This is a genomic window from Ignavibacteriales bacterium, from assembly GCA_016709155.1.
Classification (GTDB): domain Bacteria; phylum Bacteroidota; class Ignavibacteria; order Ignavibacteriales; family Ignavibacteriaceae; genus JADJEI01.
Map to the genome: position 1 here is coordinate 839,052 of JADJEI010000013.1, position 25,756 is coordinate 864,807.

Here is a 25,756-nt window from a genome sequence, read left to right on the forward strand (position 1 = left end):
ATGTTTATAGCAATAGAAATAACTTATCTGATATCATCTATCCTGTTTATTTTTGGAATAAAATTTTTAGGTTCGCCAAAAACTGCGCGCAAAGGAAATCTTTATGCAGCAATTGGTATGCTGATGGCGATTGTGGCTACGCTGCTCGATCAAAATGTTTTGACTTATGAATGGATAATCATTGGCGTAATTATTGGCTCATTAGTTGGAACGATTTTGGCGATAAAGGTACCGATGACAGGTATGCCGCAAATGGTTGGAATGTTAAACGGATTCGGCGGCGGCGCTTCTACTTTGGTTGCACTTGCAGAATATTATAAAATAAATCCAAATTATCCGGTAGATAAAGGTTTGCCGTTCATTCTGCCGATTGATCAGGGGGTAGCAATTATACTTAGTTTATTAATTGGAGGCGTTACTTTCACCGGCTCTATGATTGCTTTCGGAAAACTTCAAGGTTTGGTTTCAGGCAAAGTAATTAAATATCCGATGCAGCATCCATTTAATCTTTTACTTCTGCTTGCGGTTATTGCCGGTGGTGTTTACGTAGTGGTAAATCCTTCAGCAATGGACATCGTTTTAATAATTACTTTTGCTTCACTGTTGCTCGGTGTGCTGTTGGTTCTTCCAATTGGCGGAGCTGATATGCCTGTGGCAATTTCGCTGTTAAACTCTTATTCAGGTCTTGCGGGCTCAACAACCGGCTTTGTTCTTGGTAATAATGAATTGATAATTGCCGGAGCTTTAGTTGGAGCATCAGGAATTATTTTGACTTTGATTATGTGCCGCGGTATGAATCGTTCGTTGATGAATGTCGTAATGGGTGGGTGGGCATCTGCAGGAACTGGAGGAACAGGAGCTTCGACAACATCAATTAAAGGCGATGTTAAATCTATCGATTCCGAAGAACTTGCAATGCTGCTTGATTCTGTTGGCAGTGTAATAATTGTTCCTGGTTATGGAATGGCTGTAGCACAAGCTCAGCACGCAGTTCGTGATTTAGTTAATGTTTTGGAAAAGAAGGGTATTAAAGTTCGTTTTGCAATTCATCCAGTTGCTGGAAGAATGCCCGGGCATATGAACGTTTTACTAGCAGAAGCTCAGGTTTCATACGATAAACTTTTCGCGATGGAAGATATCAACGATGATTTTCCAAACACGGATGTGGTAATTGTTATCGGTGCTAACGATGTTGTGAACCCAGCCGCACGCCATGATCAGAACAGCCCGATTTTTGGAATGCCAATCTTAAATGTTGATTATGCTAAAACTGTAATAATCAACAAACGCTCGCTTAATGTTGGTTATGCTGGAATTGAAAATGAATTGTTCTTCAATCCAAATTCACTGATGTATTTCGGCGATGCAAAAGATGCAATTACTAAACTTGTTAATGAGATTAAAAATCTTTAGCGTATAAATTATTATAAACAGGCTGTTCAGAAATAATTGATCGAGCAGCCTGATATTTAAATCTTTCATAAAATTGCAGCTAAAAAACCACTTCTCTAACCTCTGAAAAATTATTCCATATCATTTTCGTAATTTGTCTAATAAATTTTATTAAAAAGAAAAATGAATAAACTGCTTTTAACATTAACTGCTGTATTAAGTTTTAATAATTTTTCATTTGCACAGGAAGAGAATCTTGTCGAAGTTTTTTTAATTGATGCTTATGTAAAACTTGAGTTACCAGATAGATTTATCCTTTCATTCTTTACGAGCGAGGAGGTAAAATCAAAAGTTATAATTAATGAAGAATTTGAATTAGTTGTCTCTGATTTATATTCCGACAAAGTTACTGCCAGCATTGATATTTCAAATATGAAATTCAAAAATAAAAGTGTACCGTTTGTAATCGTCACTGAAGATCAGTCCGGGAAAATCGAACGAAGTGAAGTTTTCGATTTTGAACTACCTTTTGAACCGAAGATAGAAAACGAATCTAATTTTCTTTTGCTCTGCTTGTTTGGTGGAGTTGTATTCGCCGTTCCCAATCCTGTTTTTGTTATTGACGGCGATCAAAATTATTTTAGTTTAACAAAAGAAATTCCACTTATTACATTTCGTTCAAAAGGATTTAATTATCCTTCAGGATATTTAGGAATTGAATACTCTTATATTTTTAATGCAGAAAGTCGGAAATTTTTCCGATTCGGTTACAAACATTTTTTTGAACTTAAACCATTCGAATATATTTCTCCGGGAATAAATTACACGACAAATTTTAATGGGTTCAATGGTATAAGCCCGGAGTTTTCGATTGGATTATTTGAAATTGAAAATACCTTTACCATTTATACTCGATACCGTTACAATCTAAAACCCGGGACTTCTTCAAAAGCTTTTCATGAATTCTCCATTGGATTGTACTCAAGTTTCTTCTCGTTTTACTACTAAGGTGTGATTTCCATTCGAAGACATGATTTTAAGGATGATTTTTTCCTTTAAAATGTTTTAGGTTTGTTAAAAACTTTTTTCATATTATGTCTTCAACCAGAATATTATTCATACTTTTATTTTACACTACAAACATTTTTCCGCAAACAGGAAATTTAATTGGAAAAATAGAGGATGGTTCACAGCCAATTCCTTCGTCTAATGTCATATTAATAGAAACTCCAATCGGCACTGCTTGTAACGAGGGAGGTTATTATCAAATAAAAAATATTCCTGTCGGAAAATATCAGGTTAGATTCAGTGCGGTTGGATATTTAACCCAAACCATTCCCGTTGAAATATTCCCGAATAAAACAGTTGAACTAAATGTTAATTTGAGCGCAGTTGCGATTGAAGTACAAACTGTAGAAGTAACCGGGCAAAAGCAGCAGGAACAGCGCGATACACGGACAAGCTTTCTTGATTTGAATCCGCGTAACGCAAAAATTCTTCCCGGTGCCAGTGAAGATGTCTTTAGAACTTTGCAGTCATTACCGGGCATACTTGCACCAAATGATTTTTCATCTCAATTGATTGTAAGAGGAAGTGGTCCCGATCAAAATTTAATAATAATGGATGACATTGAAATTTTTAATCCGTACCGGTTGTATGGGGTTATTAGTATGTTTAACCCAGATGCTGTTTCGGATGTGAATCTTATTTCCGGAGGATTTCCGGCAAAGTATGGAGATAGGTTATCAGCAGTGCTTGATGTTACGAACAAGGAGGGTACAACAAAAAAATATTTAAACGGCAGCATCAATGCCTCAATTGTTGACGCAAATATTGTTCTCGAAGGGAAAAATCCTTTCGATCTAAAAGGAAGCTGGCTTATAAATTCCCGGAGAACTTATTACGATTTAATCATTGAGCCATTTGTTAAAAATACCGGACTTGTTGATGAAAATGTTTCCTTCCCAAATTTTTATGATTTTCAAGCGAAGATTGCTATTGGTCCATACAACGGGCATAAAATTTTATTCAACGGGATTTATTCCAGGGATGGGGTAAATGTTGTCAGCCCTGATAACCGAAAAACTGCAGACAGTATCGGAGTTTTTAATGTGACAAAGAATGATATACTTGGAGCAGCCTGGCATTACACTCCCAATAAATATTTTTTTAATAAACTGGTTTTTTCCTGGTATAATAATGGCGGCAATACCGATTTTGATTCTCAGGTGCTTGATCCTTCTTTAAATAGAAAAGAGTTTGAGAATACAATACCCGATACACTTTCACCCTATCTTCTGAATTTTGGATTCAAAGCTGATTTTGGATATAAGAAATATTCTCTTGATGATAAGTTCACTCTTCTGTGGGGTGATCATATTTTAGAAGCAGGGGCGGGTGCAGATTTTATGCAGACGCTGCTCACTTTTAAATTTATTATCGATCCGGAACTTGCTGCAATCTTTGCTGCAAATCCGCAATTCAGAGCAGTGCTCAGCGACCTGGTAGATGTAAAAAATTACAACCGTTACCGGACATACATCCAGAATAATTTTAAATTAACTGATAAATTTTTCTTTCAACCCGGTTTACGATTTGATTATTATGAAATATTGAACAAACCATATCTTGCCCCCCGCTTATCTTTTTCCTATGCATTAGATGAGATTACAACCCTGCGCGCTGTGTGGGGAGTTTATTATCAATCACCAGGTTATGAAAAATTAAGAGATCGAAATGTTCTTTTCGATTTAAATGATATTTATACAAATGCTCTTAATGCTGAACGTGCAATCCATTACGTCACTGGTATCGAAAAGTGGTTAACACCTGAATGGAGTTTGAAGCTGGAGGGCTACTACAAAGATTTTAATGATCTTTACATTCAAAAATTGGTTACAGGCAATTCTTTTTTACCGAAGAAATTCCAGGAAGAAATCAAAAAATTAAATCCGGCTGGACTCGTCCGGTTGTAACGAAAGGCGATTCATTAACTCAGATACCTATCAATGGTGCAGTTGGTGAATCTTATGGAATTGAATTACTGCTCTCCAAAAAAAATATCATGAATGAATCAAAACTCTCAGGATGGGTTTCATACTCACTTGCCTTTGCAAACACTTTTGAGTATGGAGAAAAATTACCATTCAGATTTGATCAAAGACATACAATAAATATTGTATTAAACTATTCCATCGCTTCATGGATGGACATTGGTTTGCGCTGGCAGTACGGAAGCGGATTTCCCTATTCTGAACCGATTGGAATAAAACCTCGCATTATATTAGTTGATGACAATCTCGATGGCGTTCCTGAAACTCCTGTTATTGCCACTAGATTTAATCCTGCTATTCCGGAAAATGAACAAGAAATTATTTATGATGTTGATTATGGCGACAACAAATTGAATGCTCGAAAACCTCCATATCATCGGCTTGATGTTCGTTTAAATTTTTTTGCAGATTATTGGGGACTTGACTGGACATTCTATCTCGATGTCATTAATGTTTATAATCGTTCCAATGTTTTGAATTATGATTATTTTATTACCGATGATTTAAAACTTGATCGCGAAGCAACAAATATGTTTCCGATTCTCCCAACCCTCGGTTTCAGTGTTAAGTTCTGATTATTTATTTTAAATTTTATTATTACAAGAAAAATTTAACACCAAGATTTTTATCAAACATTTTCAAAGAGAATATGAAAAAACAATCTTTACTTTGGATAATTTCATTTTTCCTCACATTATTTTTAGCATACTATCAAAAAGCTACCGGTCCTTCGTATCCTATCTCTGGATCAGTTCTAATTGACAATAGAGAAATAGATTATAGATTTGACCGCACACATGGTGGGGAGAGCGATCATATAGTCTCATTCGATATTGGGAGTCAGAATTTTGCCGGGACTTTATTGTGGAAACGTTACAAAGTAAATGAAAACTGGAACGAGATTCCAATGATAAATAATAATGGTGTCCTTACTGCTTCATTACCCCATCAGCCGCCTGCGGGTAAACTAATTTATAAGATTCTAATTGATGATTTTAAAAAGAAGTATCTGCTGCCTGAGGAAGAGCCAGTTATTATTAGATTCAAAGGGGAGGTGCCTGTATCAATATTAATTGTCCACATAGTTTTAATTTTTCTCTCAATGCTTCTATCTACACGGACCGGGCTGGAAATATTTAGTGAGAATCCTTCATATAAAAATCTGATTTGGCTGACATTAGTTCTTTTTATCCTCGGTGGATTTGTTCTCGGCCCGATAGTACAGAAGTATGCCTTTGGTGAATACTGGACCGGTTTTCCATTTGGAACGGACTTAACCGATAACAAAGTATTGCTTGCATTTTTGGCATGGCTGCCCGCACTATTTTTAATACTGAAAAATAAAAATCCCAAAAAATGGGTTATCTTTGCCGCAGTTTTTATGTTCATTGTGTTCCTTATTCCACATAGTTTGTTCGGCTCCGAATTAGATTACAATCAGAATAATAAAAAGAATATCGAGGAAGTAAACTCAATAGTAAAATAATGTTGCAGAGTGAAATTCTAACAGTTAGTCAGCTAACGCTGGAAATAAAATCAGCAATCGAAGAAAATTTTTCGCAAGTTGCTGTGGTGGGTGAACTCTCTAATTTCAAAGCGCACGTATCTGGTCACTGGTATTTCAATTTGAAGGATGCAAATGCAGTGATAAATTGTACGATGTGGAAAGGGATTAATAGTTTTGTTTATTTCACGCCGCAGGATGGTATGAAAGTGGTCGTAACAGGCAAAGTTACTGTCTATCCGCCTCGAGGTAATTATCAAATTGATGTGCGCTCCATGAAACCAGCCGGGGTGGGTGAACTTCAAATTGCTTTTGAACAATTAAAGCATAGACTATCGGAGGAAGGATTATTTAATGACGACCGAAAAAGAAATATCCCTCAATTCCCGCAAAGAATTGGAATTGTAACCGCAATTGACGGTGCTGCTTTAAAAGATATGATAAACATTGCCAGCAGAAGATATCCATTATTAGAATTGGTAATAGCTTCATCAAAAGTTCAAGGTGCCGGCGCTGCAGAATCAATTGCATCGGGAATAAAATTATTGAATTCTGAAAAGAACATAGATTTGATAATTGTTGCAAGGGGTGGTGGTTCTATTGAAGATTTGTGGGCATTTAACGAAGAGGCAGTAGCAAGAGCAATTTACAATTCGCGCAGACCCATCGTCACCGGGGTGGGGCACGAAATAGATTTTACAATTGCGGATTTTGTTGCCGATCTTCGTGCACCAACTCCCTCGGCTGCAATGGAATTGGTTACACCGGATGTTAAGGATATAGCTTTATTCTTGAATGAAACAGAAAAAAATTATTTTGAAATTATTGAAGATAAAATTTTAGTTCTGAAGGAAAATATTTATTCAAAAATAAATTCATATTCATTTCAGGTTCCAATGAATTTAGTTCGGCAAAAATATCAGGAGAGCGATCATCTTCTTTATAAATTATTTCAAGAGCTGGATAAAAAAATATTAGCGCAAAAGAATAAGTTAGCGTTGTTAAAAAATACTATTACGGCTTTTGATATTCAGAAAACTCTGAAAAAAGGTTTTGTTTTAGTAAGCCAGGATTCTAAATTTATAAAGCGATATGCAGAATTTAATAAAGACAAAAAATCAATTCTAAAATTTTTTGATGGTCAGGTTGAAATACAATAAAATTACTTCCGATTATCTTATTTTTAAGTATGAGTAAAAAATCAATTTATAATACTTTCGATGCAAAACTGAAACGTCTTGAAGAGATTACTGTTCGGCTCGAAAATGAAGAAACCACTTTGGAAGAATCTTTGCAATTATTTGAAGAAGGCGTTCTACTTTCTAAAGAATGCCAGGAAGCATTGAATCATGCAGAATTAAAAATAACCGAGTTGAAAAATAATCTCTCTGATAACCCGCATGAATAAGAACTTGAAAATTAGTCTGGAGCTTCAATTGAATGAGTGATCAAGATAAATACCCTATCCTTTCAAAAATTAATTTACCTTCCGACATAAGGCAACTTGATATTTCTGAGTTAAAAATTCTTTGCTCTGATATCAGAAATTATATGGTTGATACAATCTCAGAAATTGGCGGACACTTTGGTGGTGGCTTAGGAACGGTCGAATTAACTGTAGCAATACATAAAGTTTTTAACACCCCATACGATCAAGTCGTTTGGGATACCGGTCATCAGGCATATCCGCATAAAATTGTCACAGGCAGAAGAGAGCAGCTAAAAACAATCCGCCAGTTGAATGGCATTAGTGGATTTTTAAAAAGAAGCGAAAGTGAATACGATGCATTTGGAGCCGGACACGCTTCTACTTCTATTTCTGCTGCGTTGGGCATGGCATTAGCGCGGGATGTTAAAAAAGAAAAAAATAAAGTGGTTGCAATAATTGGGGATGGGGCAATGACCGGCGGTATGGCTTATGAAGCTATGAATAATTCCGGCGTATTAAAGTCCGATATAATCGTTGTACTTAACGATAACAATATGTCTATTGCCCCAAACGTTTGGCAAATCTCAAACTATTTTACTGAGATGATTGCTCATCCTGATTACAATAAATTTAAAGGTCAGGTTTGGGATTTAACCGGCAAGCTTGATACTTTTGGCGACCGGCTTAGAAAAATTGCTGCTCGTCTTGAAAACGGAATTAAAGCTGTTATAACACCCGGAATGCTTTTCGAAGCATTAGGCTTTCGATATTTTGGGCCAATCAACGGACACAACATCCACCACCTGATAAAAATATTTAATCAGGTTAAAAATCTTAAAGGACCAATACTCGTTCACGCAATTACTCAAAAAGGGAAGGGATACAAACCTGCTGAAAATCATGCACAACGATTACATGCTTCGACGCCGTTCGATAAACTTACTGGAAAAGCAATCAAAAAATCAGGCGGGCTTCCATCTTATACATCCGTCTTCGGAAATGCACTTGTTGAAATTATAAGAGAAAATAAAAATGTAGTTGGTATTACTGCCGCGATGCCTGATGGAACAGGATTAGATATTCTTCAAAAACAAATTCCGGAAAATTATTTTGATGTCGGAATTGCTGAAGAACATGCAGTTACTTTCTCTGCTGGTTTAGCTACACAAGGAGTTATTCCTGTGGTGGCAATTTATTCAACCTTCCTTCAGCGCGCATTCGATCAAATTATTCACGATGTTGCCTTGCAAAAACTTCATGTTGTTTTTGTCCTTGATCGAGCAGGCTTGGTGGGGGCAGATGGTCCAACGCATCATGGTAGTTTTGATTTAAGTTATTTGCGAATGATTCCCGGAATGGTAATTATGGCTCCGAAGGACGAGGCAGAATTAAGAAATATGCTTTACACTGCTGTTCACTATTCTGGAGGTCCAATTGCAATAAGATACCCAAGAGGTTCAGCACTCGGGGTCGAAGTTAAACCGGGCTTTGAAATAATTGAAATAGGTAAAGCTGAAAAAATAAATAGCGGTACCGAAGCAGCTATTCTTGCTGTGGGCTCAATGGTTGATTATGCGATGAAAGCATCCTATCAGTTAAACGCTGAAGGGTTATCTGTTGAAGTTATTAACATGAGATTTGTTAAACCACTCGATAAAATGATGCTCGACGAAGTTGCTAAATCATTTAATAAAATAATTACACTCGAGGAAAATTCCGTTGCGGGCGGTTTTGGAAGTGCAGTGCTCGAATATTTTTCTTCGAAGAATTATAAAAATGATTTCCTAAATCTTGGGCTTCCTGATAAGTTTGTTGATCATGGAACACAGCAGGAGCTTCATCATATTTTAAAAATTGATCCGCAGGGAATTAAAGAAAGAGTAAAAGATTTTTTAAAGCTAAAATCAATCCACGAAAACATAGTTGCATAATGGATAAAACAAAAATTGCAGTAATCGGTTTAGGAGGAATTGCACAGTTAGTTCATCTTCCCAATCTCAGCAAGCTGGAAAATGTAAGAATTTCTGCAGTCGCAGAATTAAATAAAAATAGATTGACTACGATAGCTGACAAATTCAATGTTACAGATCGTTTTACCGACTATAACGAAATGCTTGCTAAAGCCGAATGTGATGCTGTTATAGTTGCAACCCCTACCAGTTCGCACAAAGAAATTTCGATTGCGTGTCTTAATGCAAAAAAACATGTCCTTGTAGAAAAACCATTAGCGCGTTCTTATGATGAAGCGAAACAAATAGCAGCCGTAGCAAAAAAAAATAAAAAAAATCTGATGGTAGGAATGAATTTACGCTTCCGTCCTGATTCAATGATATTAAAAAGTTTGATAAATTCCGGTGAGATTGGCGAGCCTTTTTATATAAAATGCGGTTGGATACGAAGACAAAGCAGCGAAGGAAAATGGTTTACCAAAAAAGAAGAAGCAGGCGGGGGGGTTATAATTGATCTTGGTATTTTGTTGTTAGATCTTTCACTCTGGCTGATTGATTATCCGGAAATCGAAACAATTTCGGCTCAATGTTATTATCAGAATTCTAAACAAGTTGAAGATTCATCAATGAGTTTTATCAGATGCAAAAATTCTTCACTGATAGTGATGGAAACAAGCTGGTCTTTCGCTGTTGAAAAGGATTCATTTTATCTCTCAGTTATCGGCACAAAAGGTAATGCAAGTTTGAACCCGATAAGAATATTAAAAAAATTGGAAAACAATTTTATTGATTTATCACCTTCGCAAAATGAAAATTCATTAAATCTATTTAAGAAATCGTATATGAATGAATTGCGAGCATTCATTAGCTGCGTGCGCGGGGTCAGCCCATTAATATCTTCGGGTGTCGAAGCTGTATCAAGAATGAAATTAGTTGATGCGATGTACCGCTCAGCTCTCAAAAAAACGGAAGTTAAAGTATAGAAAATGGACACAAAAAAAATTTTATTAGTTGATGATGAAAAAGATATTGTTGAGTTTCTCAGTTATAGCCTCGAGCAGGAAGGGTTTGATGTAATTTGTGGTTTTAACGGGCTTGATGCACTAAAAAAATTAAGTGAAAAGCCGGATTTGATAGTTCTTGATATTATGATGCCAAAACTTGACGGATTTGAAGCTTGCAAAAAAATTAGGGGTACTAAAGGATTTGAAAATACTCCAATTATTTTTCTAACTGCCAAGGCTGGGGAAGCAAATGAAATTAAAGGACTAGAAATAGGAGCAAATGATTATATTCAAAAACCAATTTCACCTAAAAAACTGATTGCTCGTGTCAAATCCAACCTCAGAAATGTTGAGCAATTAACTGAAAAGAGGAAGCTCCCTTCTATCCTCAAAATTGGCCCGCTTATAATTGACAGGGATAAGTATATTATTTATGTGAACGGGGAGCTAAAGATTTTTCCAAGAAAGGAATTTGAACTTCTTTATTTTCTTGCGCAGAATCCTGGACGGGTTTTCGGAAGAGAAATTTTGCTTAAAGAAGTTTGGGGAAATGATGTTTTCGTGGTTGATAGAACGGTAGATGTGCACATCAGAAAAATTCGTGAAAAACTTGCTCATTTTGATTATCTAATTGAAACAATCAAGGGAGTGGGGTATCGTTTTAAAAGTGAAGAATAAACTTTCAGATATTTTTCATTTACTATTCTATAACAAGATAATCTTTATTAGCTTCATTGCTCTTGCTGTACTTGCTTATTTATTCTTTGGTAGTTCTGACTTAATTATTGTTTATGAAATTTTACTTTTCTGTCTAACTTTGTCTGCTATCTATTTCCTGGATAGGAACAGAAAATTTGAGATAGGGCAAATCAGAAGTTTAATCAATCAGATTACAAACAATTCACTATTAAATTCTCAAAGCCTTTCACTCGATAAGAATCTTTCCCACATTGAAAAAGACATCAGGTTGATGTTTGAAAAAATTCAGAATGATTTTGCGAGATTGGAAAAACTGCAAAGAGTTCGCTCTGAATTTTTAGGAAACGTCTCACATGAATTGAGAACGCCAATATTTACAATTCAAGGATTTCTTGAAACCTTACTTGATGGTGCAATTGACAATCCGAAAGTCAACCGTAATTTTCTTGAGAAAGCAAAAACTCACACTATAAGTCTTAGCAATCTTTTAAATGATCTGATTGATATATCAATGATCGAGTCTGGCGAGATGAGATTAAGTTTTAGGTATTTTTTCTTAAATGAATTCCTGCTCCAGATCGTTAACGAGTTAACCCCAATTGCTGAGGCAAAAAATCTAAGAATCAATTTTCAACCAGATGAAATAAACTTGCAAGTATTCGGCGACAAAAACAAATTAAGACAAGTTTTCATTAATTTAATTCAGAATGCAATTAAATATACCGATGAAGGCTCTATAGAAATTATTTTGACAGAAGAAGAAAAGAATGTAAAAATTGAAGTCCGTGATTCTGGCATAGGCATTCCCGAATATGATCTATCGAGAATATTTGAACGCTTCTATCGAGTTGATAAAGCCCGTTCAAGAGCCGAAGGAGGGACAGGACTTGGACTGGCGATTGTCAAACACATAGTCGAAGCACACGGATCAAAAGTTGAAGTTCAAAGTGAAGTTTCTAAAGGAAGCGTGTTTAGTTTTAGGTTAAAGAAAGGTTAAGGTTTTACTCTTTCTAATATTGTCCTATCATATTATGATGCTCTTATTTTGCTTTTCTATACACCCGTCTTTATATTTGGCTACAAAAATTTTGAAAAAAAATACTACTAATGCAAAAAATCTACATAAAGGACTTAGCAAATTTTGTTGATAAAGAAGTCACTCTATCTGGATGGGTTTACAATAAAAGGTCAAGCGGTAAAATAAAATTTCTTATACTTCGCGATGGCACAGGATACCTTCAATGCGTTTACTTCAAAGGAAATGTTACTGAAGAAGTTTTCAACCTTGCAGATAGACTCGGGCAGGAGTCTTCAATAACAGTTACCGGAAAAGTAAAAGCAGAACCAAGAGCAACTGGAGGGTTTGAGCTTGATTGCACAGGTCTTGTATCAATATCTGAAGCACATGACTATCCAATTACTCCAAAAGAACATGGTATAGAGTTTCTTTTAGATAACCGCCACCTTTGGCTGAGATCAAGCAAGCAGGTTGCTATATTAAAAATTAGACATCGAATCGTAAAAGCAATTCGAGATTTCTTCGATGATCGTGGTTTTGTTTTAATGGACCCGCCCATACTCACTCCCAGTGCTTGCGAAGGTACTTCTACTTTGTTCGAAACAGATTATTTTGATTTAGGTAAAGCTTATCTTACTCAATCCGGGCAACTTTATGCCGAGGCGGGGGCAATGGCGTTAGGAAAAGTTTATACTTTTGGTCCAACCTTCAGAGCGGAAAAATCTAAGACCAGAAGACATCTTACAGAATTTTGGATGATTGAACCTGAAGTCGCTTTTAATGATTTGAACGATGACATGGATCTTGCGGAAGAATTTCTGGAATATATTGTTCAAACCATTTTAAAAGAGCGCAGAGAAGAATTAAAAATTTTAGAAAGGGATACTTCAAAACTCGAATCAGTGAAACGACCCTTCCCTCGAATTTCTTATGACGAAGCAGTTGATATTCTTAAAAAAAATAATATCGAATTTGAATATGGGAATGATTTAGGTGCAGCAGATGAAACTGTAATTTCAAATCAGTTTGATAGGCCGGTAATGGTGCACAGGTATCCATCAGCAGTAAAAGCATTCTATATGAAACGCGACCCTGAAAATTCTAATCTTGCTCTTGCGGTAGATGTATTAGCCCCGGAAGGTTACGGTGAAATCATAGGCGGTTCTCAAAGAGAAGATGATCTCGACCTCCTCCTTGAAAGAATTCAAGAACATAAACTTCCGCAGGAGGCATTTGAATGGTATTTGGATTTGAGAAGGTTCGGTTCGGTTCCTCATGCCGGGTTTGGTTTGGGTCTGGAAAGAACTGTAAGCTGGATTTGCGGTCTTGAACATTTACGCGAAGCAATTCCCTTTCCGAGATTGATTTACAGGAATACTCCTTAAGCAATTAGAATAATTTTATAATGAATTTAGAAATAATACTTTTTATCATTTTTTCAATCATCGCCGCAGCCTCTTCAGTTTTAATGATTACAAGACGTGATGCAGTTATCTCCGCATTATTTCTTGTCCTGAATTTTGCAGCGCTTGCCGGAATTTACCTGGTTTTGAATGCTCAGTTTATTGCTGTTGTGCAGGTTATTGTTTATGCCGGGGCAATAATGGTTTTGTTCCTGTTTGTTGTGATGCTGCTTAGACCGGAGAATGAAAAAAAAATATTAGGAGGCAATCCCAAAGTAAAAATATTTGCTTTTATAATTGCGGGTATTGTTTTAATTCAATTAGCATATCTTATCTTGAAAAGTAATCCATCTTCTGAAGTTAGTCCGGATTTAGTGAAAAGTATAAATGCAGGGACCGTAGAATCGATAGGGAGGGAGCTTTATACAAATTATATTCTTCCGGTCGAGGCAGCGGGATTTCTTTTACTTGCAGCTACTATCGGCGCTTTGGTTTTGGCTAAGAAAAAATTCGAAGGAAAGGATTCCTCCAAAGGATAAATTTTATGTCAGTACCAATTGAGTTTTATTTAATCTTAAGTGCATTTATGTTTTTTACCGGGGTTGCCGGTGTTCTTACAAGACGCAATGCAATTGTTGTCTTTATGTCTATTGAATTGATGCTTAACTCAGCCAATTTAACTCTTGTTACTTTTTCATCTTTTCTTGGAAATTCAATCGGACAGGTTTTTGTTTTTTTTGTTATGACTGTTGCAGCAGCGGAAGCAGCAGTTGGCTTGGCGATTATCATTGCACTATTCCGTAATAAACAAACAGTTAACATTGACGAAATAAATATTTTGAAGTGGTAAATATTTTAATGAACTTACTGAAAACATGATACAACTAATTTACCTTTCTGTCATTCTGCCGCTTTTGGGTTTTCTAATCAACGGGATCTTTGGCAGCAAAATTAAAAATGAAAAATTAATTGGAATTTTAGGCAGTGGTGTTATTGGATTATCATTCCTGATTGTGCTCGGTGCATTTTTCGAAACGATTGGACTACCCGCTGATCAAAGAAAAACAATTGTGCCTTTATTAAACTGGATTGATGTCGGTTTAGTAAATGTTGGTTTTTCTTATCAAGTAGATCAACTCTCTCTGATTATGGGACTCATTGTCACCGGTGTTGGATTTATTATTCATGTTTATTCCATTGGCTACATGCACGGTGATAAGGGATTTTGGAGATTCTTTGCATATATGAATCTGTTCATCTTTGCAATGATGAATTTAATTCTTGCTGATAATTTCGTCTTATTATTTCTTGGATGGGAAGGCGTAGGGCTTTGTTCATATTTATTAATTGGATTTTGGTATGACAGGAAATTTGAAAAAAGCACAACGAGTGATGCTGCAAAAAAAGCTTTTGTTGTTAACAGGATCGGCGATTTCGGATTCCTGCTTGGAATGTTTTTAATCTACCTGACTTTTGGAAGTCTAAATTTTACTGAAGTATTTCAACGAGCATCTACTTTTGATATACCAACAGTTACATTCAGCTTCATTGCATTATTTCTTTTTATAGGTGCCACCGGCAAGTCAGCACAAATCCCATTATTTGTATGGCTGCCCGATGCGATGGCAGGTCCGACGCCTGTTTCAGCATTGATTCATGCAGCAACAATGGTTACAGCAGGTGTTTACATGGTTGCTCGCTGTTCGATATTTTATGCTTCTGCTCCGGCTATTATGAGCGTCGTTGCAGTCATTGGTTTGCTGACTGCTATCTTTGCTGCCACAATCGGTCTTGTTCAAAATGACATTAAAAAAGTTTTAGCTTATTCAACGGTAAGTCAGCTTGGTTATATGTTTCTCGCTATGGGGATGGGGGCATTTTCGGCCGGGATATTTCACGTAATGACTCACGCATTTTTTAAAGCTCTGTTATTTCTTGGCGCAGGGTCGGTGATCCATTCGATGCACGATGAACAAAACATTCAGCATTTCGGCGGATTAAAAAAATATATGCCAAGGACTTCGCTTACATTTTTGATTGCTGCTCTTGCAATATCTGGCATTCCCCCCCTGTCGGGATTTTTTAGCAAAGATGAAATTCTTTGGTTTTCTTTCTCAAATGGTGGATTCTTTTTCTGGTTCTTCGGTGCTGCTACAGCATTGATCACGGCTTTTTATATGTTCCGATTGTACATACTAACATTTGAAGGTAAAGAGCGATTCGGTCACGATAAACATCCGCATGAGTCACCTGCAGTGATGACAATTCCATTAATAACTTTAGCAATTCTATCTGCAATAGGCGGTTTTATAGGGATACCTGAAATCTTTTCTGGTGAACATGGAAATGTTTTTCATAATTGGTTGGCACCGGTTTTTAAAGATGCTGAAAGGAAATTAGCTTTTTACGGTTCACACACTCATTTCGAAGAAATTCTTTTAATGATTATTTCTGTGGCAGGTGCAGCGGCATCAATTTATTTAGCAAGATATATTTATTTGAAGAATCAAAAGATCGCATTGAGTACAGCAGCTAAATTTCGTTCTGTTTATAATTTATTGCTTAATAAATATTTTGTTGATGAGGTTTATGATTCCACTGTAATTCAGCCAATTTATAAAACTTCAGAATTATTTTTATGGAAGATTGCTGATAACAAAATCATTGATGGTTTAATCAACGGCACTGCATCATTGATTAATATTTTTTCAGGTTACTTTAGAAAAATCCAAACTGGTGTTTCGCAGTTTTATGCTTTAATTATGATGCTTGGAATTGCCGTAGCATTATTCTGGATAATTTTTAGATAATATTTTTATGGAAAATAGTTTTTTAGTTTCATATCTAATTTTGCTTCCGCTGCTTGGCAGCTTAGTTTTATTATTCATTAATAAGAGTAATGAAAAGCTGATCAAGTACTTTGGTTTATTCATCTCCACTCTGGTTTTTGTTATTTCATTAATTATCTATTTTAATTTCGATTCTGACAGCGGTGAGTTCCAATTCATTCATAAAATAAATTGGATAAAAAATATTAACGTCAGTTACTTTGTTGGAGTTGATGGGCTTTCACTTCTTCTTGTATTACTTACTACATTTTTAACGCCGTTAACATTGATCTCAAGTTGGTCTGCAATTACCAAACAAGTGAAAGAGTTCACATTTTTCATGTTAGTGCTTGAAGTTGGAATGATAGGGGTTTTTGTTTCACTTGATCTCTTTTTATTCTATGTTTTTTGGGAAGCTATGCTTATTCCCATGTATTTTATAATTGGAATCTGGGGCGGGGAACAAAGAATTTATGCATCTGTAAAATTTTTCCTTTATACCATGTTTGGTTCTTTGCTAATGCTCATTTCAATTATCTGGCTGGCTGTAAATTCGGTTTCAGTACTCGGACACTTTTCAACTGATTTGATAGAACTTTATTCTGTTGCACCATCCTTTGAACAAACATTGCAGATGTGGATGTTTTTCGCATTCGCTTTTAGTTTCGCAATCAAAGTACCGCTGTTTCCGCTTCACACCTGGCTTCCCGATGCTCACGTACAAGCTCCGACCGCGGGCAGTGTAATTCTTGCCGGTGTACTACTAAAAATGGGAACTTACGGTTTACTTCGATTTTGTTTACCATTATTTCCTGATGCAAGTGTGAAGTTTGCTCCATACATTGCTGTGCTAGCGGTTATCGGAATTATTTATGGTGCTCTGGTTGCGATGGTTCAGCGTGATATGAAAAAACTCGTTGCTTACTCTTCTGTTGCACACCTCGGTTTTGTTGTACTGGGTATTTTCGCCGTTACTCAGGAAGCAGTGCAAGGGGCAATTATTCAAATGATAAACCATGGTCTTTCTACAGGAGCTTTATTCCTTTTGGTAGGGGTTATTTATGAACGTACTCATACGAGAGAAATTTCTTATTATGGTGGAATTGCTAAGATAGTTCCTTTGTTCTCTTTCGCTTTAATGTTTGCTTCTTTGTCATCTGTCGGACTGCCGGGGCTAAATGGGTTTGTTGGTGAGTTTTTAATTTTATTAGGTTCATTCAAGTCGCCTGTTTTGAATAGTTGGTGGTTTACAGTGTTTGCTTCTTCGGGAGTAATTTTCGCCGCAATATATTTATTATGGATGTACCAGCGAATTGTTTTCGGGGAAGTCACAAACCCAAAATTGAATGATATATCCGATATGAATAAAAGAGAAATGCTGGTGCTTATTCCAATTTTTATTTTTATAATTTGGATAGGTATTCAACCAAATACATTTTTGAAAGTTTCTGACAAATCAACAAAAAAATTAATACATCAGGTTTATCATCCGATTAATAGTGAGAACAAGCCCGTAACAGATGTTAAATAACAATTTGATTTTTCTAAAAGATGTAAACAGATTATAATTTATTAAATATGATAAGCATTGAAAATTTAATTTATACTCTCCCATTGATAATAATATCATCTGGTATTTTATTGTCCGTGATCATAGAAATGTATTCTAATAAAAGTGAAAATATATTACCGTGGTTTTCCCTTTTTCTCTTTACACTTTCTGCGATCTACGCTCTGTACTCAATTAATTCTGTTTCTGTTGTTTTTCAAAATATGATTAATACCGGAGGCAATGTTAATCTATTTTATTTTATTTTTTGCTCAGGCTCGGCTATCGTTACTTTACTTTCAATTAGCTACCTAAAAAAGTACGGCGCATATTTTGGCGAGTATTTCATTCTCCTTCAAACTTCCGTCCTAGGAATGATGCTTATGGCAGCAGCCAGAGACCTTTTTGTGGTTTTCCTCGGACTTGAAATTATGTCTGTTTCATTTTATGTACTAGCGGGATTAAACAGAAAAAGATTATCAGCTAATGAAGCTTCACTTAAATATTTTTTACTGGGTGCTTTTGCTACAGGATTCCTCGTCTATGGTATTGCTTTAATCTACGGATCTGTACATACGACTTCAATTCAAATTATCTCATCTAAGTTTGCAGATTTGTCGGCCAACATTTTATTTATGGGAGGGATTTTATTATTCTTAATTGGATTTTCATTTAAAATCGCTGCGTTTCCATTTCACATGTGGGTACCTGATGTTTACCAAGGCGCTCCAACAACCGTTTCAGCATTATTTTCTACTGGAGGCAAAGCTGCGGCGTTCAGTGCAATCATGGTGGTGTTAGCAGTTATGTTTACCGGCAGCGGGCAAAATCAATTTACTCCCTACCTTGCAGTAATCTCAACACTTTCAATGCTTTATGGCAGCATAGTCGCTATTGCACAAACTGATATTAAAAGAATGCTTGCATATTCTTCAATCGCACATGCCGGTTATATGATCATCGGATTAAGCGCAGGCAATGCTTTAGGGGTGGCAGGGATAATTTTTTATTTGGCTGCTTATACTTTTATCAACCTTGGTGCATTCGGTGTCGTTTCAATTATTGAAGGTGAAGATGAAAGTAACCTTACAATTGATTCATACAGTGGATTGAATAAAAAAGTCCGATGCTTGCAGCATTACTTGCGATATTCATGTTTTCCCTGGCTGGCATCCCTCCCTTTGCAGGATTTTTTCGGTAAATATTATGTTTTTATTGCAGCTATAAAAGCAGACCTCACATGGCTTGCGATACTTGGAGTTTTTCAAGCGCTATTAGTGCTTATTTCTATTTGCGAATAGTTGTGGTGATGTATTTCAAAGAGTCAAGTTCTGATTTTAAAATTGAAAAATCCAGCACGGCAAACCTTGCAATAATCATTTCTGTTTTATTCGTAGTTTTATTAGGCGTCGCACCCGGTAGTTTAATTGATTTAATCACTTCATTTTTGAAGTGATAGATTATTTTGAAAGAATGATGTTCACATGATTCCCGTCTATTCTACAAGTCAGCTTCGGGAAATAGATGAATATGCTATATCCTACCTAAAAATTCCTTCTTTAATTTTAGTGGAAAATGCAGCGTTAGAAATTTTTCATTTTATTACGGATGCAAATTTTCAATTCGGAATCAATCCTTCTGTTGGAATAATCTGTGGTAAAGGAAATAACGGTGGTGATGGTTTCGCCGTTGCAAGACATTTATCCAACGCGGGTTTTAATGTAAAGGTGCTACATACCCATTTACCCGATCAGATGAGTGCTGATTGTAGAATCAATTTCCAAATTATACAAAATTTAAAATCAATCAATAAAAATATTTCAATAAAGAAAATCAATTCTGCTAATGATGTTCAATCAATTAAAAATTCCGATCTTATTATTGATGCACTATTCGGCAGCGGGTTTTCGGGGGACTTAAAAGATCCATATGATAAAATTATTCGCAAGCTAAATGATTTTAAATCCATAAAAATAGCAATTGATATTCCTACTGGATTAAATGCTGATAACGGATTTACAAAGCTCGCTTTTAAGGCTGATTATACTGTAACTTTAGGCGAACTCAAACCGGGATTGTTTTTTAATTTTGGTCCGCATTATTCTGGCGAAGTTACGAAAGGCAACATCGGCGTAAGTGAAAAAATTTTCGACAACCTTATTCCTACCGCTTACTTAATTGAACCTGAAGATGCACTTCAATCGCTGCCGGTTAAGATTAAAAATTTAAACAAATACAGTGCTGGTAAAGTGTTGACTATCGCCGGGTCAGGAAGTTTACCGGGCGCAGCTTCACTTACGGCAAGAACAGTTTTAAAAGCTGGGGCTGGTGCAAGTATTCTTACTTTCCCAAAATCTGTTAGAAATCTTATTCACAAAAAGCTTTCAGAAGTTGTTGTTCAAACTTATGAAGATCAACTAAGTGAAAATTTTATAGAAACAGCAATCGGAGAATTAGAGGCTAAACTAAATTGGGCTGATGTGGTGGCAATTGGTCCCGGGCTCGGCAGAAGTGAAGCCACTCAGAATGCGATTCTAAAAATTCTTAAACGAAAAAGAAAATATTTATTGGTTATTGATGCTGATGCAATTTATGCTTTGAGCAATCGCAAATATAAATTGCTCGACCTGCGGAACTCTATACTTACACCCCACCATGGCGAGTTTTCAAATCTATTAGGTATTAGTCTTTCAGATCTGCAGAATAATATTTTTAATTATGGCAGGAATTTTTCAACGTCAACAAAATCAATACTTGTATTGAAAGGCTCGCCAACAATTATATTCACCCCATCTGGTGAAATATTCATTAATACTGTGGGAAATCCCGGATTGGCAAAATTTGGAAGCGGGGATGTTCTTACAGGAATGACAGCTGGAATTTTAGCACAGCATAAAGATATCGAGAAGGCTGCAATAGCGGCAGTTTATTTACACAGTTTAACTGCTGATATACTAAAGTCAGAGATGACTGAATATTCATATAGTGCCGAAGATTTAATTAAGTCAATACCAAAAGCGATAATGTTTTTAAGGAAATCCATTGAAATTATTAACTGAGAAGAATAGTAAATCATTAGTTTATATCTCACTGATTATTTATTGGATAATACTGATTAGTGCTACTTCAATTCCGGCCGATTCAGTTCCAACCACAGGCGTTAGTGATAAGATTGAACATTTTTTAGCATACTTTATTCTTACAATTTTATTAGCGAGTACACTTATCATGCAGAATAAATTTTCTAATCTTAAAAAACATTATCTATTAAGTACATTAATTATCGGAATAGTTTACGGTGCGATAGATGAATTGCACCAACTAATTGTTCCGGGACGAAGTTGTGAATTACTTGATTGGTTGTCAGATGTTGGGGGAGTGATGCTTGGAATAATTTTCGTTAAAGCTTTATTAGTAAAATTTTTACTAATTTATTCTGATTCACGGAACCTTTCATAAAAAATATTGTTCAAGATCAAAACAAATAATAATTGTTTCGAACAATAAATAAATTGAAGAGGTTCAATTATGGCATTTATAAAATCACCTAAAGCTGATTTACGATCAAAGTATTTGAGGTATCTTCAAATCTCATTTATTATTTCACTCTTGTTTTTGATAGCAGCGTTTAAATATTTCCCGGAACTTGAGATGACTAAACAGTTCCAAAATAATTCTCAGGAATTATTCATTGTTGAAAACATTCTGCAAACAAGACAAGAAACCAAACTGCCGCCTCCGGCAAAACCACCTATATTAATCGAAACGATAAATGATGAGCTTCTTGAAGATATTGAAATTAATTCAACCGAGCTGAATGTGAACACACTAATAAATTCACAAACCCCGCCAATATTGGATAATCACAAAACGATTGAACAAGAAACTGATTATATATTTAAATTTGTTGAGCAGCTGCCTGAACCAATTGGGGGGATAGCGTCTATCCAAAATCGAGTAATCTATCCTGAATTAGCTATTCGCGCTGGTATTGAAGGAAAGGTGGTAGTAATCGCACAAATTGATGAATTTGGAAATGTAATGAGTGCACAAATCCTCAAAAGTCTTGGAGCCGGTTGTGATGAAGCGGCGCTTACAGCCGTTTTGAACACCAGGTTTTTACCCGGAAAGCAGAGAGGCAAAGCTGTTAAAGTTGAAATGAAAATCCCGGTGATTTTTAAACTTCAGTCCATAAATTGAACTTTGTACTAATTTTGGGAACAAATAATAAAATAATTTGTTAAAAGAATAAAAAGTTGTTTGACATAAGTAATATGATTTCTTAACTTGAACCACTAATTTTAAGCCTTTAAGGAGATTTAACAATGGCATTGAAAAAATATTTCAAAGCAGATTTAAGAGCAAAGTATTCAAGGTATTTTGAAATATCACTGATTGCTTCGCTTGCTCTATTAATTTTTGCTTTTAAGTTTTTCCCCAAATTTGATGGGAAAGATATAAAGGTTGATGGGCCACAGGAATTATTTACAGTTGAAGATATTCAACAAACAAAGCAGGAGAATAGACCTCCCCCACCTCCCAAACCACCTATCCCGATTGAAGCTCCGTCTGACGAGGTACTAGAAGATATTGATATCGCAAGTACAGATATTGATATCAATGCTAATGTAGAAGCACCCCCTCCACCTCCAAAAGAAGAGAAGAGAGTTGTAGAGGAAGAGCCAACTTACTTTGTAGCGGTTGAAGAAATGCCCGAACCGATCGGTGGAATTTCTGCGATCCAGAGTAAAATTGTTTATCCTGAAATTGCAAAACGCGCAGGAGTAGAAGGGAAAGTGTACGTTCTCGCTTTTGTTGATGAAAATGGAAATGTAACAGATGCAAAAATTATTAAAGGACTTGGAGCAGGTTGTGATGAAGCAGCGCTTGACGCTGTAAAGAAAACTAAATTTAAACCTGGTAAGCAAAGAGGAAAACCCGTTAAAGTGCAGGTTTCAATTCCGATTGTATTTAGGCTTCAATAGTTTTTAAGGCGTCGAAGAGACGCCTTTTTTATTTGCTGTTTTGTATATAGTGAGCGACACAATTGTGGTTCTGTCTTTGTATAGATTGGTAATTTATTTAATTTTGGACCAATCAAATTTCAAATTAATCATTTAACCGTCTGAAAATTATTTTCAATGGTTCTTTCAAAATTTAGCTTTTCGATGATAAAATTCTCATTCAAACTGCAATAAAAATGAAAAAGTTTTTTATCACATTTTCAATGTCCACGCTGTTGCTGTTTCAATTGTGCTTCCTGTATTTTATAAAGTATTCCATCCTTCAACTGCCGCTTAGTCATTTTACATTTTTAACCATTGGTAATTTCATAAACCTATTCAGTACTTTGTTGCTAGTTACAGGATTCATAGTTTATGTTTATTCCGGTGCTAAGAATGAAACTGAGCAATTTCTTTATTCATTTACAATCATTCTGATATTCTTACTTTCGTTGGCTGCATTTTCCACCCAAATAAAAATTCCATTTAGTGATGTTTATTTATTGACTCAAACATTGGATAAAATCATAATAGCTGCTCTGTTTGAATTCTACCAGTTTTTTTTATTTTATTTTGCAATGTTTCTCTGGATGAAGGTTATCGGTAGGAAAGAATTGGTAGTTGTTTATAGTTTATTTAATACAGGTGTTACAGCAATTCTTATCATAATCATTGGGTTTATTTATGTATCAACTTTCACACAGGCAAAAATAAATTTATCAGAAGGTCAAAATAAAAAGCATAGAATTGGGGTGGTGTTAGGTGCAGCAGTATGGTCGGATAACCAACCCAGCCCGAGTTTGAAGGCACGAGTGGATAAAGCGATAAAATTATTTAGCGACAAAAAGATTGATATGATTCAACTAACAGGCAGCCATGCTCCCGGTGAATTAAGCGAGTCCGATGTTGCGTTCGATTATATTATGAAGAGCGATATCAACCCTAAATTTATATGGAAAGAAAATCGAACCACTTCAACCTTGGAGCAAATTCAGTTTATAAGAAATGAAATACTTACCAGAAAAGATGTGGGTGAAATTACAATTATTTCTGATACGTATCATCTGCCAAGAGTGATGGAGATAGCTAATTTCTTTAAATTGAAAGTCAATGTTGTTGCCTCTGATATTGAATTTAAGTTTGAAAGTAAAGCTCAGAATCAAATTCGAGAGACTATTGCAATAATCATTTTCTGGCTATTTGGTTTGTAAATGTTCGTCCATAAAATCAATAAATAAAATGAATAAGATTTCTAAAAGAAGGTTTATCAGGGAAAAAGTATTACAGATATTGTATGCGTATGAATTAAATAATCAATCGCTTAGTGAAACAATGAATCTGATCTTAAAAGAAATCAAAGATAAGAAGGAAAGGGAATTTGCAGAATTACTCGCTTCACGTGTAATAACCAATAAAGCTGAAATAGATAAAAAAATTAGTCTTTTCGTTGATAATTGGGATATGAGCCGCGTTGCTCTCATTGATAAATTACTTCTGCGTATGGGGCTTTGTGAAATTCTATATTTCCCGGATATACCGCCTAAAGTTTCTATAAACGAAATAATAGAAATCGCAAAAATATTCAGTACCGCGGGAAGCGGGAAGTTTATCAATGGAATACTTGATGCAATTTTATCTGATTTGAAATCACATGATATTTTGCAGAAAGAAGGAAGGGGTTTAGTTGAGGAATCAATTAAAGATCGCCGCAAAAAAAATGATCAATGAAAGAACGTAGTAAAATATTTGTCTGGTCGCTTTTTGATTTTGCCAATACATCTTTTTCCATCGTAGTTGTTACTTTTCTTTATGCAGTTTACTTCAAGAAGTCAGTAGCACAAGGGTTACCAATCGGTGATCTATACTGGAGTATTGGAACAAGTTTGTCAATGATTATTACTGCCTTTATTGCTCCTGTACTCGGTGCTATTGCCGACTACTCAGCAGGTAAAAAAAGATTTCTTCTCTTCTTTACAATTCTTTGTATTGTTAGCACCGCATTGCTTTACTTTGTTGGTGAAGGACAAGTTTTTTGGGGGATACTAATTTTTGTTTTAGCAAATGTTGGCTTTGAAGCAGGTCTGGTTTTTTATGATGCATTTCTACCGGAAATAACTTCACCAAAAAATTATGGACGCGTCAGCGGTTACGGTTTTGGGATGGGGTACCTTGGATCTCTTGTGACTCTTGCTATTGTTTATCCTTTTATTCAAAGTGGAGATATTACCACGACTTTCCCTGTATCGGCAGTTTTTTTCTTGCTTTTTTCTTTACCATTATTTCTTTTTCTCAAAGATTCCAGGGTAGAGGTTCAGAATAAACAATCTTATTTGAAGATTGGTATTTCGAGAGTATGGACTACGATTACTCACCTGAAAAATTATAAAAATCTAGCGATGTTTCTTCTCGCTTATTTTTTTTATATCGAAGGAGTTAATACTGTAATTTTTTTCTCCGGGAATTATGCAAGCACTACTCTCGGATTCTCTAATTCTGAACTGCTGATTTTTTTCCTGACTGTTCAGACTACTGCTATTGTCGGCTCGGTTATTTTTGGAATTCTGGCTGACTCAATCGGTCAAAAAAAGGTTATTGTGATATCACTGCTAATGTGGTTAGCAACGGTATCGCTTGCATTTCTTATTGAAGATAAAAATGGATTTTATATTGTCGGATTGATCGCAGGCAGTGCAATGGGTTCAAGTCAATCAGCCTCCCGGAGTTTAATGTCTAAGCTGACTCCACCCGATCGGAAAACGGAATTTTTCGGATTTTATTCTTTCTTCGGGAAAAGCTCAGCGGTAATCGGACCGCTTGTGTTCGGCTTAGTAAGCTTCCTTTCGGGCAATCAAAGATTGGCGATTATTTCGATTGGAGTTTTTTTCCTTGTTGGACTTTTGATTCTATCTAAAGTTAAAGAGTAAT

Annotated in this window: 24 protein-coding genes; all 24 read left to right on the forward strand. The window is 35.6% G+C overall.

Going from position 1 to position 25,756, the window contains the following annotated elements; translation table 11 throughout:
• The 24 genes from IPH11_17250 (at nucleotide 1) to IPH11_17365 (ending at nucleotide 25,755) form a co-directional block, all read left to right on the forward strand.
• Nucleotides 1–1,413 (forward strand): NAD(P)(+) transhydrogenase (Re/Si-specific) subunit beta, encoded by a 1,413-nt coding sequence (locus IPH11_17250; GenBank protein MBK6915318.1) that lies wholly within the window; start codon nucleotides 1–3, stop codon nucleotides 1,411–1,413.
• Between the two features lie 162 nt (nucleotides 1,414–1,575).
• Entirely contained in the window at nucleotides 1,576–2,400 is an 825-nt protein-coding gene (locus IPH11_17255) for a hypothetical protein (protein ID MBK6915319.1), read from the forward strand.
• Nucleotides 2,401–2,486: 86 nt separating this feature from the next.
• Nucleotides 2,487–4,367, forward strand: a complete 1,881-nt coding sequence (locus IPH11_17260; GenBank protein ID MBK6915320.1) for a TonB-dependent receptor — start codon at nucleotides 2,487–2,489, stop codon at nucleotides 4,365–4,367.
• The gene (locus IPH11_17265; protein ID MBK6915321.1) at nucleotides 4,283–5,020 is read left to right on the forward strand and encodes a TonB-dependent receptor; all 738 of its coding nucleotides are present in this window, start codon (nucleotides 4,283–4,285) and stop codon (nucleotides 5,018–5,020) included. Before IPH11_17260 ends, IPH11_17265 begins: the two co-directional genes overlap by 85 nt.
• Before the next feature lie 74 nt (nucleotides 5,021–5,094).
• Nucleotides 5,095–5,931 (forward strand): hypothetical protein, encoded by an 837-nt coding sequence (locus IPH11_17270; GenBank protein MBK6915322.1) that lies wholly within the window; start codon nucleotides 5,095–5,097, stop codon nucleotides 5,929–5,931.
• Nucleotides 5,931–7,109, forward strand: a complete 1,179-nt coding sequence (locus IPH11_17275; protein MBK6915323.1) for an exodeoxyribonuclease VII large subunit — start codon at nucleotides 5,931–5,933, stop codon at nucleotides 7,107–7,109. The genes IPH11_17270 and IPH11_17275 overlap by 1 nt, the downstream gene beginning before the upstream one ends.
• A 29-nt stretch (nucleotides 7,110–7,138) precedes the next feature.
• Nucleotides 7,139–7,357, forward strand: a complete 219-nt coding sequence (xseB, locus tag IPH11_17280; protein MBK6915324.1) for an exodeoxyribonuclease VII small subunit — start codon at nucleotides 7,139–7,141, stop codon at nucleotides 7,355–7,357.
• Between the two features lie 32 nt (nucleotides 7,358–7,389).
• Nucleotides 7,390–9,309, forward strand: a complete 1,920-nt coding sequence (locus tag IPH11_17285) for a 1-deoxy-D-xylulose-5-phosphate synthase (GenBank protein ID MBK6915325.1) — start codon at nucleotides 7,390–7,392, stop codon at nucleotides 9,307–9,309.
• A complete protein-coding gene (locus IPH11_17290) occupies nucleotides 9,309–10,310 on the forward strand; it encodes a Gfo/Idh/MocA family oxidoreductase (GenBank protein ID MBK6915326.1) in 1,002 nt (333 codons plus the stop codon). Before IPH11_17285 ends, IPH11_17290 begins: the two co-directional genes overlap by 1 nt.
• A 3-nt stretch (nucleotides 10,311–10,313) precedes the next feature.
• Nucleotides 10,314–11,009, forward strand: coding sequence for a response regulator transcription factor (locus IPH11_17295; protein ID MBK6915327.1), 696 nt, complete (start codon nucleotides 10,314–10,316; stop codon nucleotides 11,007–11,009).
• Nucleotides 10,999–12,027: a two-component sensor histidine kinase gene (locus IPH11_17300; protein ID MBK6915328.1), complete on the forward strand. Its 1,029-nt coding sequence runs from the start codon at nucleotides 10,999–11,001 to the stop codon at nucleotides 12,025–12,027. The genes IPH11_17295 and IPH11_17300 overlap by 11 nt, the downstream gene beginning before the upstream one ends.
• Before the next feature lie 110 nt (nucleotides 12,028–12,137).
• On the forward strand, nucleotides 12,138–13,433 hold the full coding sequence (asnS, locus tag IPH11_17305; protein MBK6915329.1) for an asparagine--tRNA ligase: 1,296 nt from the start codon (nucleotides 12,138–12,140) through the stop codon (nucleotides 13,431–13,433).
• 20 nt (nucleotides 13,434–13,453) lie between these two features.
• Nucleotides 13,454–13,990 carry an NADH-quinone oxidoreductase subunit J gene (locus IPH11_17310; GenBank protein ID MBK6915330.1) on the forward strand — a complete coding sequence of 179 codons (537 nt, stop codon included), beginning with the start codon at nucleotides 13,454–13,456 and terminating at the stop codon, nucleotides 13,988–13,990.
• A gap of 5 nt (nucleotides 13,991–13,995) precedes the next feature.
• The gene (gene nuoK, locus IPH11_17315; protein ID MBK6915331.1) at nucleotides 13,996–14,301 is read left to right on the forward strand and encodes an NADH-quinone oxidoreductase subunit NuoK; all 306 of its coding nucleotides are present in this window, start codon (nucleotides 13,996–13,998) and stop codon (nucleotides 14,299–14,301) included.
• Nucleotides 14,302–14,326: 25 nt separating this feature from the next.
• Nucleotides 14,327–16,261, forward strand: coding sequence for an NADH-quinone oxidoreductase subunit L (gene nuoL, locus IPH11_17320; GenBank protein ID MBK6915332.1), 1,935 nt, complete (start codon nucleotides 14,327–14,329; stop codon nucleotides 16,259–16,261).
• Nucleotides 16,262–16,268: 7 nt separating this feature from the next.
• Complete coding sequence (locus IPH11_17325; GenBank protein ID MBK6915333.1) at nucleotides 16,269–17,810, forward strand: NADH-quinone oxidoreductase subunit M; 1,542 nt, start codon at nucleotides 16,269–16,271, stop codon at nucleotides 17,808–17,810.
• Nucleotides 17,811–17,920: 110 nt separating this feature from the next.
• Nucleotides 17,921–19,129, forward strand: a complete 1,209-nt coding sequence (locus IPH11_17330) for an NADH-quinone oxidoreductase subunit N (protein ID MBK6915334.1) — start codon at nucleotides 17,921–17,923, stop codon at nucleotides 19,127–19,129.
• A gap of 183 nt (nucleotides 19,130–19,312) precedes the next feature.
• Nucleotides 19,313–20,887 (forward strand): NAD(P)H-hydrate dehydratase, encoded by a 1,575-nt coding sequence (locus tag IPH11_17335; GenBank protein ID MBK6915335.1) that lies wholly within the window; start codon nucleotides 19,313–19,315, stop codon nucleotides 20,885–20,887.
• Nucleotides 20,871–21,287 carry a VanZ family protein gene (vanZ, locus tag IPH11_17340; protein MBK6915336.1) on the forward strand — a complete coding sequence of 139 codons (417 nt, stop codon included), beginning with the start codon at nucleotides 20,871–20,873 and terminating at the stop codon, nucleotides 21,285–21,287. The genes IPH11_17335 and vanZ overlap by 17 nt, the downstream gene beginning before the upstream one ends.
• Before the next feature lie 69 nt (nucleotides 21,288–21,356).
• Nucleotides 21,357–22,028 (forward strand): energy transducer TonB, encoded by a 672-nt coding sequence (locus IPH11_17345; GenBank protein MBK6915337.1) that lies wholly within the window; start codon nucleotides 21,357–21,359, stop codon nucleotides 22,026–22,028.
• Nucleotides 22,029–22,153: 125 nt separating this feature from the next.
• Nucleotides 22,154–22,813 carry an energy transducer TonB gene (locus IPH11_17350; protein ID MBK6915338.1) on the forward strand — a complete coding sequence of 220 codons (660 nt, stop codon included), beginning with the start codon at nucleotides 22,154–22,156 and terminating at the stop codon, nucleotides 22,811–22,813.
• A gap of 215 nt (nucleotides 22,814–23,028) precedes the next feature.
• Nucleotides 23,029–24,042, forward strand: coding sequence for a YdcF family protein (locus IPH11_17355; protein ID MBK6915339.1), 1,014 nt, complete (start codon nucleotides 23,029–23,031; stop codon nucleotides 24,040–24,042).
• Between the two features lie 28 nt (nucleotides 24,043–24,070).
• Nucleotides 24,071–24,559, forward strand: a complete 489-nt coding sequence (gene nusB, locus IPH11_17360) for a transcription antitermination factor NusB (protein ID MBK6915340.1) — start codon at nucleotides 24,071–24,073, stop codon at nucleotides 24,557–24,559.
• Nucleotides 24,556–25,755 carry an MFS transporter gene (locus IPH11_17365; protein ID MBK6915341.1) on the forward strand — a complete coding sequence of 400 codons (1,200 nt, stop codon included), beginning with the start codon at nucleotides 24,556–24,558 and terminating at the stop codon, nucleotides 25,753–25,755. Before nusB ends, IPH11_17365 begins: the two co-directional genes overlap by 4 nt.
• Nucleotide 25,756 lies beyond the last annotated feature (1 nt).